The following is a 17,283-nucleotide window of genomic DNA, read 5'->3' as shown; positions in this document are numbered from 1 at the left end:
ACGCGTATGAAAAACCTCAACAAAAAAGCCCGCGAAGTTTGCCTCACAACCCCGCAAGGCACCCACTTCACGGTCCAACTCGCTGGGACCGCACTTCGGCGCCTCCGCGGCCTGTTCTTCAGCGACGCTGAAGCCCTCATGATCGTGCCGTGTAGCTCCGTGCACTCTATTGGGTTTAACCGCCCACTCGAAGTGGCGTACATCGACAAAGACGGTCAGGTGCTGACAGTGAAAAACCTCAAACCGTGGACCATGCACATGCCTGTCCGCAACGCTTACGCCGTTCTGGAGGCCAACCCCGGACTTTTGGAGCAGTGGGGCATCCACCAGGGTGTTCGTATTATCCTGGCAGAAGAAACATAGCCCCCGTACCCCAGAATCCCCTTACAGAGTGCGAAAGCAATGAAACTGAAACTGCCCACGCGTAAGCAGAATCGCAAACCCAAAGCGCGTGACCCGCGTCGCCTGCGCAAACAACGAACCGTCATGCTGTCGGTGCTCACGGGCCTCGCAATCATCGCCACACCAATAGCCCGCCCCCTGGGCTACTCCCTGGCAGACGGCCTATGTTCTGGCGAAGGTTGCTCGACCAGCGTAGGGCAGATGCCACAGTGCTCAGGTGTGGGACGCGACAAAGCACTTTCGTCAAGCCTCACATCGTTTTCCACCACCGCGCCCGCACAACAGCCCATGCACCTGGCCGGGGTGGTCAACGGGGCCGTGAAAATCGCCACCCCCGCGCAACACGGGGGAGTGGACATCTACTCGTTTTCCGACCAAGAGCAAGCCAAACGGTTCGTGTACGACGAATCCACTTCGCTTCCCCGCGCGATCGACGCCGGGGTGGGCCCCACCACCGACGGGACGTACAAGGGCTTCACCAAACTCATGGCCAAAATTGGTCTCGTGTCCAAAGACTCCGCCGAACCTTGGGCAGAAGGCACCAGATTTGCCGCCGGGGAAAACTCCGAAGGAGTTATCAGCCAGAACGTACGCGACCAACACACCACCCAAACCTTGGTGACTCAACTCCCCGTAAACGACACCCCCTCAATGAACCGCTTAGCCGCAACTCTGGGCATCACAGGTGTTATAAAAACCGACGTGCGGAAAGCCCCAGACGGAATACCCTACTCACTTACAATTTCTGGGCCCGCTTCAGAAGCATGGAACCTCAGCGTCATCAAGGCCTCACAATTTAACAGGGCCACTCTCGACTCCACGGTCAAAACCGACGGCGGTAACTTTGTTGTCCGGTCCTACACGCTCGACCTCAAACAAACCACGAACCGCGAAGCCTATAAAGCACTCGTGGACCAAAAAATCGTCCAAGGTGCCAAAGTCGACACCCTAAAAACCGGCCTTTTCGACAAAGCTGTGGCAGAAGGTAAAGCATCCACAAACCCGTACTCAGCCATGCGCGACCGTGCACGAGACACCGCTGTGGTCACAGAAACGACCTTTGCCACCTCGGCGGACCTCGACGTAGAAAGCCTGTCCGAAGCCTTCACCAAGCACGCCCTCATGCACGAATCCACAGCCGGACTGGAAGCCCGCGAAGTCAACGCCGCTGACTTGGCCCTTCCACACGCACAGTTCGAACCGTTCGTCAGCTGTGAGACGGAGTCCTGATGTTTTACGCAAAAGGATTTTACGCATCCCTGCTGATGAACGCCGCTGTGAGCGTTATCGCGTTCGTGGCAGCCGTGATTCTGGGGCCCATGCTCGCACTCAACCTAGGAACAGGCTTCACGCGTCTGCTTTTCGTCGCACTAGTGCTGTTGTGGCGCTTTGGGCTCACCAGAATGACGGCTGAGCGTATGTGGGAACTCGACGCCCCACTGCGCCGTATCCTCTTCAACCTGGTGCCAGCCGGCATGTTAGGCGCGGTTATCCCGCTCATCCCTTTCGCTTTGATCGCCACCCTGTCCAGTGACTCACTGGCACTCGTTGAGCTGCTCATCGACGCGCTCTTCGTGGGGGCAATCATCACAGCCGCCTCCATGGTCAGCAAACCTAAAAAAGAGGAGGTGGCGCCGTGAACGAGCATCATGACGACCTGGGTTCCGGCGAACCTGCCCAGAACCCCGCCGAGGTGGAACCCGCTGACCGCGGTTACCGCCTGTTAGAGACGTGGGACCCGCCGAGGTGGGTGCTCGTTGCGCTGTTCGGTGCCGGTGGCGTGCTGGCCGTGGCCACTCTGGTTGCGTACGGGTGGAACCACCCGAGTGCGTACGTGGCAGCCGTGTTTGTTGCGGTTTCTCCGATCCTGGCTGCGATTGACTTTGCTGAGCGCAGGTTGCCCGACGTGGTGACGCTGCCGGCGGCAGGCGCGAGCGTGATTGCGCTGGTCGCTGGGGGACTGACGTCTGGTGACTGGGGGCCCGCCTTGCGAGGTGGTGCCGGCATGGTCATCTTGTTCGCCGCGTTCTTCGTCATGTTCATCTTTGCTGGGGGAGCGTTCGGGTTCGGTGACGTGAAGCTTGGTCTGTCGATGGGGGCCGTGCTGGGAACCTATAGTTGGTTCGCACTGCTCTTGGGGCCGTTCATCGGAATGCTCTTGGGCTTTGCTGTGGGGGTCGTGCTCATGATCATGCGCAAAGCAACCATGAAAACTGCGATCGCTCTGGGGCCATACCTCATCATCGGAACGCTGGTGATCATAGTGATTGGGGCGTTAGGCTGACGAAAGCCAGTTCGCGTACGGTAGCACCCTAGATCACAAAAACTTAACGATTGATCAGTCATTGGTCTGCCCTTAGAGTGCGTACAAGCCCCCAGAAACGGAGGCGGAAACACACTCAACGAGGAGTATCATGACCGTTTACGCTCAGCCAGGAACCGATGGAGCGAAAGTCGAATTCCGCTCTCGCTATGACAACTACATTGGTGGCGAATGGGTCACCCCAAAATCTGGAAAATACTTCGAAAACGTCACTCCCGTCACCGGAAAAGTCTTTTGCGAAGCTGCTCAATCAAATGCTGACGACATTGAGCTCGCCCTCGATGCGGCTCACAAAGCAGCGCCCGCGTGGGGCAAAACCAGCCCGGCAGAACGCGCGGCAATCTTGCATGCAATGGCCGACCGCATCGATGAAAATCTCGAAAAAATCGCTGTTGCTGAAACCTGGGACAACGGCAAGCCAATCCGCGAAACCCTCGCCGCCGACATCCCGCTAGCCGCTGATCACTTGCGTTACTTCGCCTCGGCGATCCGTACGCAAGAAGGCCACCTGTCCCAGCTCGACGAAGACACCGTCGCCTACCACTTCCACGAACCCTTGGGCGTTGTAGGCCAGATCATCCCGTGGAACTTTCCGATCCTCATGGCCATCTGGAAACTCGCCCCAGCGTTGGCCGCCGGCAACGCAGTCGTGCTCAAGCCGGCTGAACAAACCCCAGCCTCCATCATGGTTCTCATGGAGATTTTGGGAGACCTATTGCCACCTGGCGTTGTCAACGTGGTTAACGGATTCGGTGTCGAATGCGGTAAGCCGCTGGCCTCCAACCCGCGCATTGCTAAGGTCGCGTTCACTGGTGAAACCACCACGGGGCGCCTCATCATGCAGTACGCCTCCCAAAACCTCATCCCTATCACTCTGGAGCTGGGTGGTAAGAGCCCCAACATCTTCTTCGAAGACGTGGCCCAGCAAAAAGACGACTTCTACAACAAGGCGGTGGAAGGTCTTGCCATGTTCGGGCTCAACCAGGGTGAAGTGTGTACGTGCCCTTCGCGCGCTCTGGTGCAGGAAAGCATTTTCGACGAATTCGTCGAAGCAGGTATTGAGCGTGTGAAGAAGTTCGTGCAAGGCAACCCGCTGGATACGAACACCATGGTGGGTGCGCAGGCGTCCAACGATCAGCTGGAAAAGATCCTGTCGTATCTGGCTATTGGTAAGGAAGAAGGGGCCGAGGTGCTCATCGGTGGCGAGCAAGCTCACCTTGACGGCGATCTGGCCGGTGGCTTCTACGTTCAGCCCACCGTGTTCCGCGGGAACAACAGCATGCGCATCTTCCAAGAGGAAATCTTTGGTCCTGTGCTCGCGCTGACTTCGTTCAAGGACTACGACGAAGCGCTGAGCATTGCCAATGACACGCTGTACGGTCTTGGGTCAGGTGTGTGGAGCCGTAACACCAACACGGCTTACCGAGCTGGTCGCGAAATCCAGGCTGGGCGCGTGTGGGTGAACAACTACCACACGTATCCAGCGCACGCAGCGTTCGGTGGGTACAAGAACTCTGGTATCGGCCGTGAGAACCACCTCATGATGCTCAGCCACTACCAGCAGACCAAGAACATGCTGGTCAGCTACTCCGAGCAGCCCACTGGACTGTTCTAATGAGCAACGCACAAGCGGGGGCGCCGGTACTAGAGGCGCCGGCGCCCCCGGGTGAAAGTCACTCCAGGGTGGCTCTCACCCAGGAAGCTGTGGACCTGTTGGTCGAACTGGTGGGCGTTCACGGTCAACTGATGTTTCACCAGTCCGGCGGATGTTGTGACGGTTCGGCTCCCATGTGCTACCCGGCAGGGGAGTTCATCACGGGGGACAGTGACGTGCTGTTAGGAGTTTTCACCTTGCCCGAGGTGGAAGAAGCAGCCGCGCAGTGCGAGTTTTGGATGTCTAAAGCCCAATTCGAGTACTGGAAACATACTCACATCACCGTCGATGTGGTGACGGGGCGTGGCTCGGGTTTTTCGGTTGAGTCACCTACTGGAAAGCGTTTCCTTATTCGTTCGCGACTCATGGAGTCGTAGAGGGCATTCTCTAAGGGGCAAGTACTTCAGATTTCGTATTACTCCTGGTGGGAAGCTTAACGGACGTTTAGGTGTAACGGCGAGTTTCCTGTGTGTTAACTTTTGTGTGGTCTACTCGTTCTTGGCCAAATAAAGGCACACCCCCTCAGGAGAATACTCGTGCGGATGTTACCTAGTCCGCGAGTGCCCGGCGCAATCCCCACAGTAGTGGCCGCGGTGCTTGCACTTGTCATCATGCCTGGACACTTTGTCGAGGCGGCGCCCACGATCGTTTCTAACGAACGGTCGGACGCGCAACCGGGTACCGGTGCAGCAGACCGCAAGCTCCTCGACCGACCCTCGTTGAGGGTCGGCGAGGACGGCCTTACTATCGATGACCCGCGCAGTGACGGCAAGGTTCTGCCTGCACAAGACGTCATTATTGGATCCGAGGACGGGATCTTCGACTCGTCCATTCGCCCCCACGACCTCAAACCCCAGGACCAGCCAGTGAGTGTGTCCGTCACAGGCGCCAAAGTCGTGAAGCCTAACGGTGAGAAGAAAGCCGGTGCGCGCGTCGACATCACCTCGAGTGCAACCGAGCGTAAGGTGTCTACCTACTCGCCTATCAGCTCAAATGCCTCCCGCGCGTTCGATGTCGACCACAAGTACCCACTTACATGGGAACTCACTGAAGTAGAAGACCTCGCAGAAACTCCCGGGATCGAACCAACCCCAACGACCTCGGCCACACCCGAACAAACCCCCACCCAAAGTGAGCAACCCAGCGAAGACCCCCTTATCAACCCTTCGCTCAACCCGGTTCCCGGCGGAACTAGCGTTTCTAACGAGGAGCAGGCCACTCCTGCTGAAACGCCGAATGACCTGGTAGACAGCGAACCCACGCCAGAAGAAACAGCGACCCCAGAGGAAACGACAACTGCAGAACCAACCTCTGATCCAGAACCTACGTCAGACTCGGAGCCCACACCTGAGCCACAGGATCCGGAAGCGCCGGAGAAGGAAGAACCAGAGGTTTCCGTGTTCTGTGTGGCGGTGACGGTTTCGCATCTGCGTGAAACGTTCCAGTTGGGTAACTCGTTCCCAGCAACCGCCCCCACGCTCACTCAAAAAACCACCAACCTGACCATTGCAGTCGGAAAAGACTGGAAGCAAGCAGCCCAAAACATCACCGCGGACTGCGACGCCCAAAACACTCCACGGGCAAGCCAATCCGGCGCGCACATGTTGCCACTGGACCCAGCAGGTCAAGCCGACTCCACGACCAAAGAACCGTACTACGAGGTCAACAAGGACACCAGTGACCTCGGGTTCTCCTTCAGCGGCGATGCGCCCCTGCAACAGTTCCAGTTTAACCTCATCGACGCGCCTGAAGGTGCAACCGCCCACTACCGCAACGGTACGGTTAACCCTCACACCAAGAAGCCGGTTAAAGACGAACCTAAACCAGGGAAGAAACCTGCCATTGAATCGTCTGAACCCAAAGAATGGGCCGGATCGCTCGAGCTGCGCCGCAACACGGTCAGCAAAGTGCGCCACCGCTCGAACGCCTCGCGTGACCTGTTCGCCACCTGGAAGTTCAGCAAACCAGGCGTGTACTGCGTAGGGTACGGAACCCGATCCATGACCAAAGACGGCGCACCAGACGAATGGGCCGACTTCGACAGGATCCTCAAATTCGCAGTAGGCGGAGCAGACCCAGCATCGGTCGACTGTAAGCAGTCCGCGCTGTTTAACAACTCTGGGCTTCGGTTCCCCATCACCAGGCCTTATGTGAAGGACGAAGAGCCCACTCCAGGGCCAACGGGAACTCCAACGACCTCGGCGACACCGAGCGCCACAGCGTCACCAAGCGTCACGCCGACGGTAACCTCAACCCCAACTGAGGCAACCGAAACCCCTGAACCCACAGCGTCGTCAACGGTTGAAGCCCAGGGCGAACCCACAGACGAAGCCACGGACGGCGCTACGGAAGGGGCCTCGGCGACCCCAACAGCCGACCCCAATATCAAGATCGTGCGCGCACCATCCGGCGTGAAACTGTGCCCCGTCAATGTTGAAGACGAACAGCAACTGCGCTCCGGAAACTTCGTCTTCCACACAGCAGGCAACATCAAGGTGAGCAACCGCAAAGGCACCCGTACGGTGCCAGCCGGTTCGACCTCGGTGATCTCGCAGTCCGCAACCCGTACCGCGCAAGCTGGAATCACCGACTTCGTAGACCCGCAGGGAAGCTACTGGGCAACCGGTGGCGCTGGGGCAAGTGCCCCATCCTTCGAATGGAACACCTCGGGAAGCAACGACGAAGTCGAGATCAGCATGCGCCAGATCAGTGGCACGGGTGACGCAATCGTATTTGGCCCCGAATCAGATGGGGCTGGACTCAGCGACGGCGACACCGGAAAACTCCCCGCAGGTGAAAGCGGTGCGCTCACATTCGGTTTCAACAAAGTGGGCGAATACGAAGTTGAACTCAAGGTGGGCTCGAAGGGCTACACCATGAAGTTCGCGGTAGGTGACACGGTCGACACTGCTCGTTCGCTGGTTACGTCGAACATCCTGAGTACGTGCGCAGGAAGTGCCGTGCAACAGAACCTGTTGCAGCCCCAAGACGACGAACCAGAAAAACCTGAAGCGAAACCCCTAGACAAGAACATCGACCAGGCTAAAGGACAGCTGGGCGACGAATGGTGGACCATTTCCATCGCCGGAATCGTTCTCGCCGCGATTCTCATTGGTTTCATTGTCATGGTCGTACTGAACAGCAGGAGGTACTGATGGGCACCGGCTCTAAAGTGTTCGTTGCGATCGCAGGACTCTTGGCGCTGGGCCTCTTGGTGGGATCCGGTGTTGTGATCACCAAACTGTCCCTCCAGCCTGACAGTAGCCAAGCGGCGGGACCACAGACGCCAGACCCAGCGCCACTGCCCACACCAGATTCGTTGGGCGGCGCAGATGACGACCCAACAGCAACACCTACCGCGGACCCCGCCGCCGTTGCCAAAGCTGATCTGTCACTGGACTGGCTCGACGACACGTCGAAAAAGACCAACATTCCGCGTCGCGTCCTCCAGGCCTATGTGGGGGCTACCCTGTGGGGTGTGCGCGAACACCCTTCGTGCAACCTCAACTGGAACACCCTGGCAGCGATCGGGGCAGTTGAGTCGAACCACGGTCGCCTGGGTGGAGCCAAGATTAAAGATGACGGCAACGCTGACAAGGACATTCTGGGCCCTCAGCTCAACGGTCAAGGCTTCAAGCGCATCAACGACACCGACAAAGGGCGACTGGACGGCGATACCGAATTTGACCGTGCTGTAGGGCCCATGCAGTTCTTGCCGCAGACCTGGCAGAGCATGGCCAAAGACGGAAACGGGGATGGCCGTACCAACCCCAACAACATCGACGACGCTACCGTTACCGCAGTCGCGTACCTGTGCAAATCAGGAAACATGGGATCGTCAGTCGGCTGGGATAAAGCAATTCGCGCATACAACGACTCGGATGACTATGTGCAAAAGGTCTTCGCAACCGCGAACAACATTGCGCGCGTGACATCGCCAGCCCCAGCACCGGCCCCAGCGACCGTCCCGGCTAACAACAACGGGCAGCGTCGCTAAGAATTCTGCTAACGACCGCAATAGCGGCGCTGCTCGCCGTTACTTGCCCTCAATGAGTTGTGCGCCCTCTTCGCGGAGCTCTACCTTGCGGATCTTCCCGGACACCGTCATCGGGAAGTCTGTCCGCACTTCCACATACCGCGGAATCTTGTAGTGCGCGAGCTTGCCTTGAGCGAAAGCCTTGACGTCCTCGGCGGTGAGCGTGTCATTGGGGTCGCGCAAGATCACCCATGCCAGGAGCTCTTCGCCGTAGGTTGAGTCGGGAACCCCCACCACCTGAACATCTCGAATTGCGGGGTGCGTGTAGAGGAACTCTTCGATCTCCCGCGGGTAGATGTTTTCGCCACCGCGAATCACGATGTCCTTAATGCGACCGGAGATGTCTAGATAACCGTCTTCGTCCATGATCGCCAGGTCACCTGTGTGCATCCACCCTGCGTCGTCAATGGCTTCCGCGGTCTTGTCTGGCTCGTTCCAGTAACCGCGCATCACGGAGTAGCCACGTGTACACAGCTCACCTTTTTGCCCACGAGGCAGCGGGAGTCCGGTGACAGGGTCGGCGACCTTCACCTCGACGTGTGGCATCACCCGGCCAACGGTCTGCGTGCGACGCTCAATCGAATCGTCTGCACGCGTCATGGTGGATACAGGGGAAGTTTCGGTCATTCCGTAACAGATTGCCACCTCGGCCATATTCATCCGATCAATGACCTTGTTCATGACCTCCACTGGGCACGTGGAGCCGGCCATGACGCCCGTGCGTAGGGTACCGAGGTCGTACTGGCCAAAGTTCGCCAACTCCAGTTCCGCGATGAACATGGTGGGCACGCCGTACAGCGAAGTTGCCTTGTGGGCGGTGACGGCCTCCAGGGTCTTCTGCGGGTTGAACCCGGGGTTGGGGATGATGGCGCTGGAGCCGTGCGAGTAGGCCGCGAGGATCCCAATCACCATGCCAAAGCAGTGGAAGAACGGCACGGGGAGGCACACGCGGTCGGCCGGCGTGTAGCTGAGTAGTTCGCCAATGAAGTACCCGTTGTTGAGCAGGTTGTGGTGGGTCAGGGTCACGCCTTTGGGGAATCCGGTGGTTCCCGAGGTGTACTGCAGGTTGATGGGGTCGTCGGCGTTGAGTTCGTGGGAGATCGCTTCGAGGCGCTGGGCCATTTTGGCGCCCGAGGTCTGCGCGAGTTCATTGCCTCGCGTCAACAAGGTGGAAAGGAGTTCCGTGGGGTTGAGGGTGTGTTCGGTGTGGGTGTGTGGGGTGAGTTTCGAGGTGGCTTCCGGGTTGTGGTTGGGGTTTGGCGTGTCGATGTAGACGAGTTGGAGGCTGGGCACCTGGGTGTTGACTTCCCGGGCAATGGCCACGAAGTCGGAGTGTGGGGGTGCCGAGATTTGGCTGATGAGCATGGTCATGCCGGACTGTTTGACCACGTATTCAAGTTCGTGGGCACGGTATGCAGGGTTGATGTTGACCAGAATTGCGCCCAGTTTGGCGCATGCGTACATGACGATGACCCATTCGGGGAGGTTCTGGGCCCAGATTCCTACGCGGTCGCCCTTCTTGATGCCACGTTCGATCAGCCCATACGCCAAGAAGTTGGCTTGTTCGTTGAGCTGTTCATATGTGTATGTGCGTCCCGTTGGGTGGTCGATCAGGGCGATGGCTTGTGGGTCGGATGCGACCAGTTTTTGGAAGTGCCCGTCGATCGTGTCACCTAAGAGGGGTGCTGATGAAGGTCCGGAGGAGTAGGAGAGTTGGGCCGACGTCATTGGCGCTCCTTTGCGTGCAACGCGTGAGTGTTGTTTCAGTTAGTCACTGTTTACTGACCTGTTTGTAATATAAGTCACACGCTGGGGTGATGCAATAGTGTGTCGCAGCGAGAAACGCGTACGGCCGAGGGAGTGCAGGGCGGAGTCTTGTGGGCCTATTGTTTGCGCGAAACATCGGGCAGTTTGGCACCGGTAAAGACGCCCACCAGACCCATGACCGCGAGGAAACCCAGCGCGTAGAACACGTGGATTGTGGCCAATGCAGAGCTGATTCCACCCACAATCAGCAGCATGAATCCCATGGCTGAGTTGGACACCGCCACGTAAGTTGTGCGCATGTCGCCTTCAGCCATATCCACTACATATGTTTTACGTCCCACGCGGACGCCTGTGTGCATGAGGGTGATGAGGAAATATGCCACCACGAACACCACGCTGATGAGCGTGTGCTGGTCCGTCAGAGCAGGAATCGACGCGATGAGGATCGTGGCCAGGATAATCGCGGAAGCAATTCCTGCGCCGACGCTCATGAGCCGTTTACTTGATTTGTCAGCAAATCGGCCAAAGATCCGACCGCCCAAGAGTGACGCCAGCCCAGAGGCGATCACGAATCCGCCTAGGCCAGCCAGTCCCGAGGCGCCCGACTGCACCGAAAGCATGACAATAAACGGCGGACTCAGCGAGGACACCAAAAGCAGTGAGCGCACCGTGACGAAATGACGGAACAGCTGGTCCGTTCGCAACAGGTCGATGGTGTCTTTGAACCAGTTGGACGCCTTTGCATCCTGCGCGGACTTTGCGGGAGCAGATTTTGCAGAAGCGGACTTCGAAGACTCTGCATCGCTGGGTTCGTCAATGCTGATGTACACGGCGGCCACGGCCACCCACAGCACTGCCCCTAAGCCCAGAATCCACGCAAGTGTTTGGGGTGTGAGATCGTCGCCACCCCACACGCGAATCGCTAGCCCCAAGGTGATCGCCACGAACCCGGCAACCGTTGTGGCAAGCCCGTTGATCTGGCCGCGCTCGCCTTTGGGGATCGTGCGACCTTGCACGTCCTTAGATGCAATAGAGCACAGGCACCGACCAAAAGAGAATACTGCAAGTGCCGCAATGATGATGAGCCCGGCTGCAAGCCCAGATGCGAAAACAGCGGCCCCTGTCATTACCGCAACCGAGGCCGCCTGCGTGAGTGCGCCGGCTACGAACACGTGTTTGCGGTAGCGCGCCTTCACCACCAGGGGAGTGAGTGCCGCTTGCGGAAGCATCGAACCGGATTCGCGAATCGGAACCAGAAGTCCGGCCAGCGCCGGCGGTACGCCCAAGGCTGAGAACAGCCACGGCAACACGGTCGACGCGTTCACCGTTTGGTCCCCAGAGGACTGCAAGGCGTTGGCCGTGATGAGTTTGAGCCCGTTGGATGCGACCTGTGAGCGGGTTTGCTCAGGCATGTCAGATTCGGCCTCACGTTTCATGAGTGCTGAATACAGTTTGTCGGTTGTGCTCACAGTGGTTGTCCTACGGGGGTGGTTGGTGGTGGCAGAAAGCATGCCCGAGGTCGTTCCTTCCTTGACAGCGCAAGGTGGGAACGACCTCGGCGGGTTAGAAACCGGTTACCTGAGTGCCAGGCGTAACTCAGTGTTCGTGGGCCTCAGCTTCTTCTGCTTCTGCCTGAGTCTTGTGCACCGTGCCGTGTGGGTGGTGGGCAGGAGCGTAGATGCTGTAGAGCTTCATGGGTTCGTCGCCAATGTTGACGATGTTGTGCCACACGCCCTTGGGGACGATGACGGCCCAGTCAGTGGAAACTTCCTGCTCAAAGGTGAAGTTGTCCTTGGCGGGGCCCATTTTTGCGAGTCCCTTGCCCTGTTCGAGGCGCAGGAACTGGTCGTTTTCGGTGTGGACTTCCAGTCCTACGTCGCCACCGACGGGGATTTCCATGAGAGTGACCTGAAATTCTTCGCCGGTCCACAGGGCGGTGCGGAAGTTTTCGTTTTCTAGGGTGAGTTCTTCAATGTTGACTGCGTACGGGTTGGGCCCGTTGTCCTTGATCTCTGCCATATGTTTACTTTAGGCGCCCGAGGTGTGGGTGTTCTAGCGAGGAAAGGCTTGGCTATGTTCTGTGAGTGGTTCCGTGTGAGGGTGCGGCAGACCGGGTGGGGGCAACAAAAGTTAAGAGGCCCTGCTTTCCCAGTTCAGACTGGGTGACAGGGCCTCTTCATGTTGTGGCTCCGACCGGCGTCGATCCGGTGACCTTTCGATTTTCAGTCGAACGCTCTACCAACTGAGCTACAGAGCCATGGTCGCTTAGCTAACCATAGAACAAAGGCTCTTCTTTTCAGAAGAGCCAGGTGCTCCGCGACCCTGACGGGACTCGAACCCGCGACCTCCGCCGTGACAGGGCGGCGCGCTAACCAACTGCGCCACAGGGCCTGGTGTGCGTGGAGAATTTCCACTGCGTACCCCCAACGGGATTTGAACCCGTGCCGCCGCCGTGAAAGGGCGGTGTCCTAGGCCGCTAGACGATGGGGGCCTGCCGATTCGACCTTGCGCAACCGTGATTGCGACCTGGTGTCTTTCGGACCTTGGATAGCTTAGCTTGAAACTAGTGTGGAATGCAAAACGAGCAGGGAGTGATCTGAAACACCCTGTGCAAAACAACGACGCGAGCGCGAAAAAACCGGCCTTTTCGACCGTGAAACTCCGTAAGATGCACATGTGGACCAGATCGCTGATGAGGACTTCGATGCGCTCGTAGAAGAAGCGCTCGAACTCATGCCTCAAGAGTTGAAGGCACACATGGACAACGTGGTCATCTTTGTCGAGGACTCCTCTCCTGAAGGGGAGCCACCCATGCTGGGTGTCTACGACGGGATCGCGCTGACTGAACGTGGCGCTGACTATGGGTTTGTCCCGCCGGACACCGTCACTCTGTTCAAAAAACAGCTGGTGGACTTCGCGCTCAACGAAGAAGACTTGCGTGAACAGATCTACATCACGATCGTCCACGAAATCGCGCACCACTACGGAATCGACGACGAGCGCCTGCATGAACTGGGGTGGGGCTAAAGTCCCCAAGCGCTCTCAGGCGGCCTAAAAAATAAATCTGCCCAACCTGCAAAAATACGTGATCCGGGCTTTACAATTGGCCCCTTACCGACTCGTTCGTTTATGGTTGCTTGGATAGCTTTAATTACGAACTTCGCGTTCGAATCGGTGAGCAGGGAGGCGTACCAGCGCACATGTCGATTGCATCTCGATCGCACACGACCGCCACTCCGGCACTTCGAGTGCTCAACCTCGCTGGCGTTGAGTACCGAGTGCACGAATTTGAACACGACCCACATGTGCGGCGTTACGGAACTGAAGCGGCGCAGAAACTGGGCGTGGAATCCGGGCGCGTTTTCAAAACGCTCATCATCATGGTCGATGGTGAACCTTTTTCAGCCCTGGTCCCAGTCTCAGGTCAGCTGGATCTGAAACTTCTGGCGCAGGCCACCGGTGGCAAGAAGGCGCAACTGGCAGGAATCGCTACCAGCGAGCGTCGCACCGGATACCCAACAGGCGGTATCAGTCCGTTTGGGCAACGCAATTCGTGCCCAGTTGTTATCGACCACTCGGCCAACGACCACGAAACGATCTTCGTGTCCGCAGGTAAGCGTGGTTTGGAAATCGAAATCCGCCCCACCGACCTCATCATGATCACCGACGCTCGCGTCGACCGGATCGCAGCCCTTGACTAATTACCCTCGACTAATCACCCACACAGCTACGAATCTCCGCCTACGCGTACATCGGTTCGCCTGCCATGGCATGCGCCTGACCGGCAGAAATGTCGGCTAGCACCGCGTCCATCTCATCGATGTGAGCAGGCGCAACCCCCAACGTCAGCGTCACTGCTTGCGCATACTGCGCGTCAATCACCGCCCAGCCGTGCTGCTCGCACTTAGCCTTTGCCACCTCGGCCTGGGCGTAATCCAAGGTCACCGTGACCGGCACGACCAACTGGCGGGTCACCCGGGTGAGTCCTTCCAACGCCGCCGAGGTCGCCGCCCCGTACGCGCGCACCAAACCTCCCGCTCCCAGCAGGGTGCCACCGAAATACCGGGTCACCACCGCAACCACGAAGGTGAGCTGATTGCCCGTGAGGACATCGAGCATGGGAATCCCTGCCGTACCCGAGGGCTCCCCGTCGTCATTGCATCGTTGCGTGCGCGAATCCGGGTCCAGAACGAACGCCGTACACCAGTGCCGAGCCTTCGGGTGCTTCGACCTTTCTTGCTCAATGATGTCGCGGGCGGCTTGCTCGTTCTCGACGTGCGCCACACGGCCAATGAAGCGTGACTTCTTGATCTCGATTTCTGCGGTCGCATCACCTTTCACCGTGGTGTATGACGTAACGGGGAAACCGTCTAATAGGTCAGCGTCGAAGTCCATACGTGCCAGTTTCTCATAGTGTGGTCACAGTGTGGGCACGGCCGAGGTGCGTGACAACTCTCCCGTAATCTGGCTCCATTCCTGTTAAAAGGTGCGACGGATGAAAGGAAGCTCCATGAACTTCAATGATGAAGAACTCACGGCGTTAAAAGCGGAATCGGCACGTGCGTATGAACTGGATCGCGCGCACGTTTTCCACAGCTGGTCAGCTCAGCAAACCCTTAAACCCATGGTGATTTCACGGGCTGCCGGATCGCGCGTGTGGGACGGGGAAGGCAACTCTTTCCTAGACTTCTCTTCCCAACTAGTCAACACGAATATTGGTCACCAACACCCTGCTGTGGTTCAGGCGATCAAGGATCAAGCAGACCTGCTCACTACCATTAACCCCGCGCACGTCAACGCTGCCCGTTCAGAAGCGGCACGGCTGATCGCTGAACTGCTTCCCGAATCCCTCAACCACGTGTTCTTCACCAATGGAGGCGCGGACGCCAATGAACACGCGATCCGCATGGCTCGGCTACACACGGGCAAGCACAAAGTGCTGTCGCGCTATCGCAGCTACCACGGCGGCACAAACCTTGCGATCAACGTCACCGGTGACCCTAGGCGGGTCCCTAACGATGCGCCTGCCCAAGGCACAATCCACTTCTTTGGGCCGTTCCTGTACCGCTCCGAGTTCTACGCTCAGACCGAAGAAGAAGAAACGCAAAGGGCGCTTCAGCACCTGCGTCGCACGATTGAGCTGGAAGGACCCTCGACAATCGCGGCGATCATTCTGGAATCCATTCCCGGAACGGCGGGCATCATGGTTCCATCTGTTGAGTACATGCAGGGTGTGCGTGCACTGTGCGATGAGTTCGACATCATGTACATCGCTGACGAAGTGATGGCCGGGTTCGGACGTGCAGGCGAATGGTTCGCATTCAACCGTTACGACATCACGCCTGACCTTGTGACCTTCGCTAAGGGTGTGAACTCCGGGTATGTGCCACTGGGAGGCGTGGCCATGAGTGACGACATTTACGACACCTTCAGTCAACGCGCATATCCGGGTGGACTCACTTACTCCGGGCACCCGCTTGCGTGTGCCGCCGCCGTTGCCACTATCAACGCTATGCGTGATGAGCAGATGCTCGAACACGCACGTGCCATGGGCGAAGAAGTTGTGCGTCCGCGTCTAGAAAAGATCATGGCGAACTCCGCTCACGTAGGAGATGTGCGTGGAACGGGCATGTTCTGGGCCATCGAGTTGGTCAAGGACCAAAAGACGCGCGAACCTCTAGCGCCATATGGCGGGTCATCACCTGAAATGAACCAGATCGTGAGCGGGATTAAGTCCGGAGGAGTGTTGCCTTTCGTCAACTTCAACCGGATTCACGTTGTTCCACCGCTCAACATCAGTGAGGACGAACTTAACCAGGGGCTCGACGTTCTTGAGGACGTCATCACGAACGCGCGGTTCTAGAGCGAGGGCGCGTCCAACGCGCCCTCAATGAGCTTGTCCAGAACCCCGGTGAGCATGGTGACACCGGCGACCATGTCGTCTGGTTTTGTGTACTCACCTTCATTGTGGCTGATCCCGTCAACACTGGGAACGAACAGCATCACGGTGGGCACCATGTCCTTCATGTTCGTGGAGTCGTGGCCGGCAACCGTCATGATGTTGCGGTGACTCAACCCCATTTCCTCTGCGACACCTCGGGCCAATTCCACCCCGCGTTCGTCATACGGCAACAGATCCCATGAGTGCGCCGTGTCTTTCTCGATTTTGACGTGCGCAAGTTCTTCGATCTGCGTGATCTTTTGGTGCAGTTTTTCGTCAGCACGCTTCACAAGATCGGAGTCAGGCGAGCGCATGTCCATGTGCAACCGGACTTCACGGGGCACAACAACGGGGGAGTTGGGTAGCACGTTCAGCTGGCCCACGGAAGTGTGGATGCCGAACTCATCAGCGATTTCGCGTGCGGCCACCACCAAGTGGGCCGCGCCCAAAAGCGCATCCTGCCGGTCAGCAATGATGGTTGAGCCGGTGTGTGCCTGTTCGCCGTGCACAATGAAGTGGTATTTCTGCGCCGCCCACGTGGCATCAACCAAGCCGATGTTGATGCCTTCTTCGTCGAGGATGCGACCCTGTTCAATGTGGATTTCCGCGTATGCGGCAGGGGTCGGCCCTTCGCCACTTCCCAGGTAACCGCCGGCTTCAAGAGCCTCATGTACGGATACGCCTTCGCTGTCGGTGACCTTCAACGCGGTGTCAGCATCCATCTTTCCGGTGAAAACAGACGAACCCATCATGGAGGGCTGGAACCGTGAGCCTTCTTCGTTGAACCAGTTGACAACGCCCAGGTTGAACTTAGGCGTGCGTCCGCTCTGCTCCACCTGCTGCTGGATCCGCCACACGGCGTGAGCACCTGCCAGAACCCCGTACGCCCCGTCGAACTTCCCGCCAAGGGGCTGTGAGTCCATGTGCGAACCCACTAGGACATAAGGTGCGCCCGGCGTCCATTCGACCAGTCCAAACTGGTTGCCAATTCGGTCGGTGGTCACCGTGAAACCACGTTCACGCATCCACGTGCCCAACCAGTTGCGTTGTTCAACATCGGGGCCGGTCATCGCTTCACGGTCCACACCTCCGGCAGGGGTCTGGCCGAACGACGACATGGTGTCGAAGTCATCAAGAAACTGCTGGTCCATAGTGGGCTC

General features: G+C 58.2%; 16 protein-coding genes and 3 tRNA genes. 11 read left to right on the top strand and 8 right to left on the bottom strand.

Annotated features, from left to right (window positions below; all coding sequences use genetic code 11):
* The first annotated feature begins 6 nt into the window (after positions 1-6).
* From QP868_RS01010 to QP868_RS00975, 8 genes are all read left to right on the top strand, one after another.
* Complete coding sequence (locus QP868_RS01010; RefSeq protein ID WP_284924642.1) at positions 7-363, top strand: DUF192 domain-containing protein; 357 nt, start codon at positions 7-9, stop codon at positions 361-363.
* Between the two features lie 39 nt (positions 364-402).
* Positions 403-1,632: a hypothetical protein gene (locus QP868_RS01005; RefSeq protein ID WP_284924640.1), complete on the top strand. Its 1,230-nt coding sequence runs from the start codon at positions 403-405 to the stop codon at positions 1,630-1,632.
* A complete protein-coding gene (locus QP868_RS01000) occupies positions 1,632-2,042 on the top strand; it encodes a hypothetical protein (RefSeq protein WP_284924639.1) in 411 nt (136 codons plus the stop codon). Before QP868_RS01005 ends, QP868_RS01000 begins: the two co-directional genes overlap by 1 nt.
* Complete coding sequence (locus QP868_RS00995; RefSeq protein ID WP_284924637.1) at positions 2,039-2,686, top strand: prepilin peptidase; 648 nt, start codon at positions 2,039-2,041, stop codon at positions 2,684-2,686. Before QP868_RS01000 ends, QP868_RS00995 begins: the two co-directional genes overlap by 4 nt.
* Before the next feature lie 130 nt (positions 2,687-2,816).
* Complete coding sequence (gene exaC, locus QP868_RS00990) at positions 2,817-4,340, top strand: acetaldehyde dehydrogenase ExaC (RefSeq protein WP_284924636.1); 1,524 nt, start codon at positions 2,817-2,819, stop codon at positions 4,338-4,340.
* Positions 4,340-4,756, top strand: coding sequence for a DUF779 domain-containing protein (locus QP868_RS00985; RefSeq protein WP_284924635.1), 417 nt, complete (start codon positions 4,340-4,342; stop codon positions 4,754-4,756). The genes exaC and QP868_RS00985 overlap by 1 nt, the downstream gene beginning before the upstream one ends.
* Positions 4,757-4,915: 159 nt before the next feature.
* Complete coding sequence (locus QP868_RS00980) at positions 4,916-7,534, top strand: hypothetical protein (protein ID WP_284924634.1); 2,619 nt, start codon at positions 4,916-4,918, stop codon at positions 7,532-7,534.
* Positions 7,534-8,376 (top strand): lytic transglycosylase domain-containing protein, encoded by an 843-nt coding sequence (locus tag QP868_RS00975; protein ID WP_284924633.1) that lies wholly within the window; start codon positions 7,534-7,536, stop codon positions 8,374-8,376. The genes QP868_RS00980 and QP868_RS00975 overlap by 1 nt, the downstream gene beginning before the upstream one ends.
* 39 nt (positions 8,377-8,415) lie before the next feature.
* Here QP868_RS00975 and QP868_RS00970 read toward each other — a convergent pair whose 3' ends face one another.
* From QP868_RS00970 to QP868_RS00945, 6 genes are all read right to left on the bottom strand, one after another.
* Positions 8,416-10,143, bottom strand: a complete 1,728-nt coding sequence (locus tag QP868_RS00970; RefSeq protein ID WP_284924632.1) for an AMP-binding protein — start codon at positions 10,141-10,143, stop codon at positions 8,416-8,418.
* 155 nt (positions 10,144-10,298) lie between these two features.
* Entirely contained in the window at positions 10,299-11,651 is a 1,353-nt protein-coding gene (locus QP868_RS00965; protein WP_284924631.1) for an MFS transporter, read from the bottom strand.
* A 127-nt stretch (positions 11,652-11,778) separates the two neighbouring features.
* A complete protein-coding gene (locus QP868_RS00960) occupies positions 11,779-12,201 on the bottom strand; it encodes a cupin domain-containing protein (protein ID WP_284924629.1) in 423 nt (140 codons plus the stop codon).
* A gap of 165 nt (positions 12,202-12,366) precedes the next feature.
* Positions 12,367-12,439, bottom strand: a tRNA-Phe gene (locus QP868_RS00955).
* A gap of 60 nt (positions 12,440-12,499) precedes the next feature.
* Positions 12,500-12,573 (bottom strand) — tRNA-Asp (locus QP868_RS00950).
* 27 nt (positions 12,574-12,600) lie between these two features.
* Positions 12,601-12,673, bottom strand: a tRNA-Glu gene (locus tag QP868_RS00945).
* Positions 12,674-12,858: 185 nt separating this feature from the next.
* On the opposite strand from QP868_RS00945, the gene QP868_RS00940 reads away from it, so the two are divergent.
* Together QP868_RS00940 and ybaK are read left to right on the top strand one after the other, a co-directional pair.
* Positions 12,859-13,209: a metallopeptidase family protein gene (locus tag QP868_RS00940; protein WP_284924628.1), complete on the top strand. Its 351-nt coding sequence runs from the start codon at positions 12,859-12,861 to the stop codon at positions 13,207-13,209.
* Positions 13,210-13,382: 173 nt separating this feature from the next.
* Complete coding sequence (gene ybaK, locus QP868_RS00935; RefSeq protein WP_284924627.1) at positions 13,383-13,883, top strand: Cys-tRNA(Pro) deacylase; 501 nt, start codon at positions 13,383-13,385, stop codon at positions 13,881-13,883.
* Positions 13,884-13,923: 40 nt separating this feature from the next.
* Here the strand turns inward: ybaK and QP868_RS00930 are convergent, their stop codons facing one another.
* Positions 13,924-14,577 carry a YigZ family protein gene (locus tag QP868_RS00930; RefSeq protein ID WP_284924625.1) on the bottom strand — a complete coding sequence of 218 codons (654 nt, stop codon included), beginning with the start codon at positions 14,575-14,577 and terminating at the stop codon, positions 13,924-13,926.
* A 115-nt stretch (positions 14,578-14,692) separates the two neighbouring features.
* Between QP868_RS00930 and QP868_RS00925 the strand changes: the two genes are divergently transcribed.
* Entirely contained in the window at positions 14,693-16,045 is a 1,353-nt protein-coding gene (locus QP868_RS00925) for an aspartate aminotransferase family protein (RefSeq protein ID WP_284924624.1), read from the top strand.
* On the opposite strand, the gene QP868_RS00920 is transcribed toward QP868_RS00925, so the two are convergent.
* The gene (locus tag QP868_RS00920; protein WP_284924623.1) at positions 16,042-17,274 is read right to left on the bottom strand and encodes a M20 family metallo-hydrolase; all 1,233 of its coding nucleotides are present in this window, start codon (positions 17,272-17,274) and stop codon (positions 16,042-16,044) included. The genes QP868_RS00925 and QP868_RS00920 overlap by 4 nt on opposite strands.
* Positions 17,275-17,283 lie beyond the last annotated feature (9 nt).

Source organism: Brevibacterium sp. UMB1308A (assembly GCF_030230605.1).
Classification (GTDB): domain Bacteria; phylum Actinomycetota; class Actinomycetes; order Actinomycetales; family Brevibacteriaceae; genus Brevibacterium.
The sequence above is the reverse complement of the archived record's forward strand: the minus strand, read 5'-3'. Positions and strand labels throughout refer to the sequence as shown.

What these genes read in the sequence shown, in the direction of transcription:
- QP868_RS01010 (WP_284924642.1), top strand. Translation starts at nt 7, where the DNA reads ATGAAAAACCTCAACAAAAAAGCCCGCGAAGTTTGCCTCACAACCCCG.
- QP868_RS01005 (WP_284924640.1), top strand. Translation starts at nt 403, where the DNA reads ATGAAACTGAAACTGCCCACGCGTAAGCAGAATCGCAAACCCAAAGCG.
- QP868_RS01000 (WP_284924639.1), top strand. Translation starts at nt 1,632, where the DNA reads ATGTTTTACGCAAAAGGATTTTACGCATCCCTGCTGATGAACGCCGCT.
- exaC (WP_284924636.1), top strand. Translation starts at nt 2,817, where the DNA reads ATGACCGTTTACGCTCAGCCAGGAACCGATGGAGCGAAAGTCGAATTC.
- QP868_RS00985 (WP_284924635.1), top strand. Translation starts at nt 4,340, where the DNA reads ATGAGCAACGCACAAGCGGGGGCGCCGGTACTAGAGGCGCCGGCGCCC.
- QP868_RS00975 (WP_284924633.1), top strand. Translation starts at nt 7,534, where the DNA reads ATGGGCACCGGCTCTAAAGTGTTCGTTGCGATCGCAGGACTCTTGGCG.
- QP868_RS00970 (WP_284924632.1), bottom strand. Translation starts at nt 10,143, where the DNA reads ATGACGTCGGCCCAACTCTCCTACTCCTCCGGACCTTCATCAGCACCC.
- QP868_RS00960 (WP_284924629.1), bottom strand. Translation starts at nt 12,201, where the DNA reads ATGGCAGAGATCAAGGACAACGGGCCCAACCCGTACGCAGTCAACATT.
- ybaK (WP_284924627.1), top strand. Translation starts at nt 13,383, where the DNA reads ATGTCGATTGCATCTCGATCGCACACGACCGCCACTCCGGCACTTCGA.
- QP868_RS00930 (WP_284924625.1), bottom strand. Translation starts at nt 14,577, where the DNA reads ATGGACTTCGACGCTGACCTATTAGACGGTTTCCCCGTTACGTCATAC.
- QP868_RS00925 (WP_284924624.1), top strand. Translation starts at nt 14,693, where the DNA reads ATGAACTTCAATGATGAAGAACTCACGGCGTTAAAAGCGGAATCGGCA.
- QP868_RS00920 (WP_284924623.1), bottom strand. Translation starts at nt 17,274, where the DNA reads ATGGACCAGCAGTTTCTTGATGACTTCGACACCATGTCGTCGTTCGGC.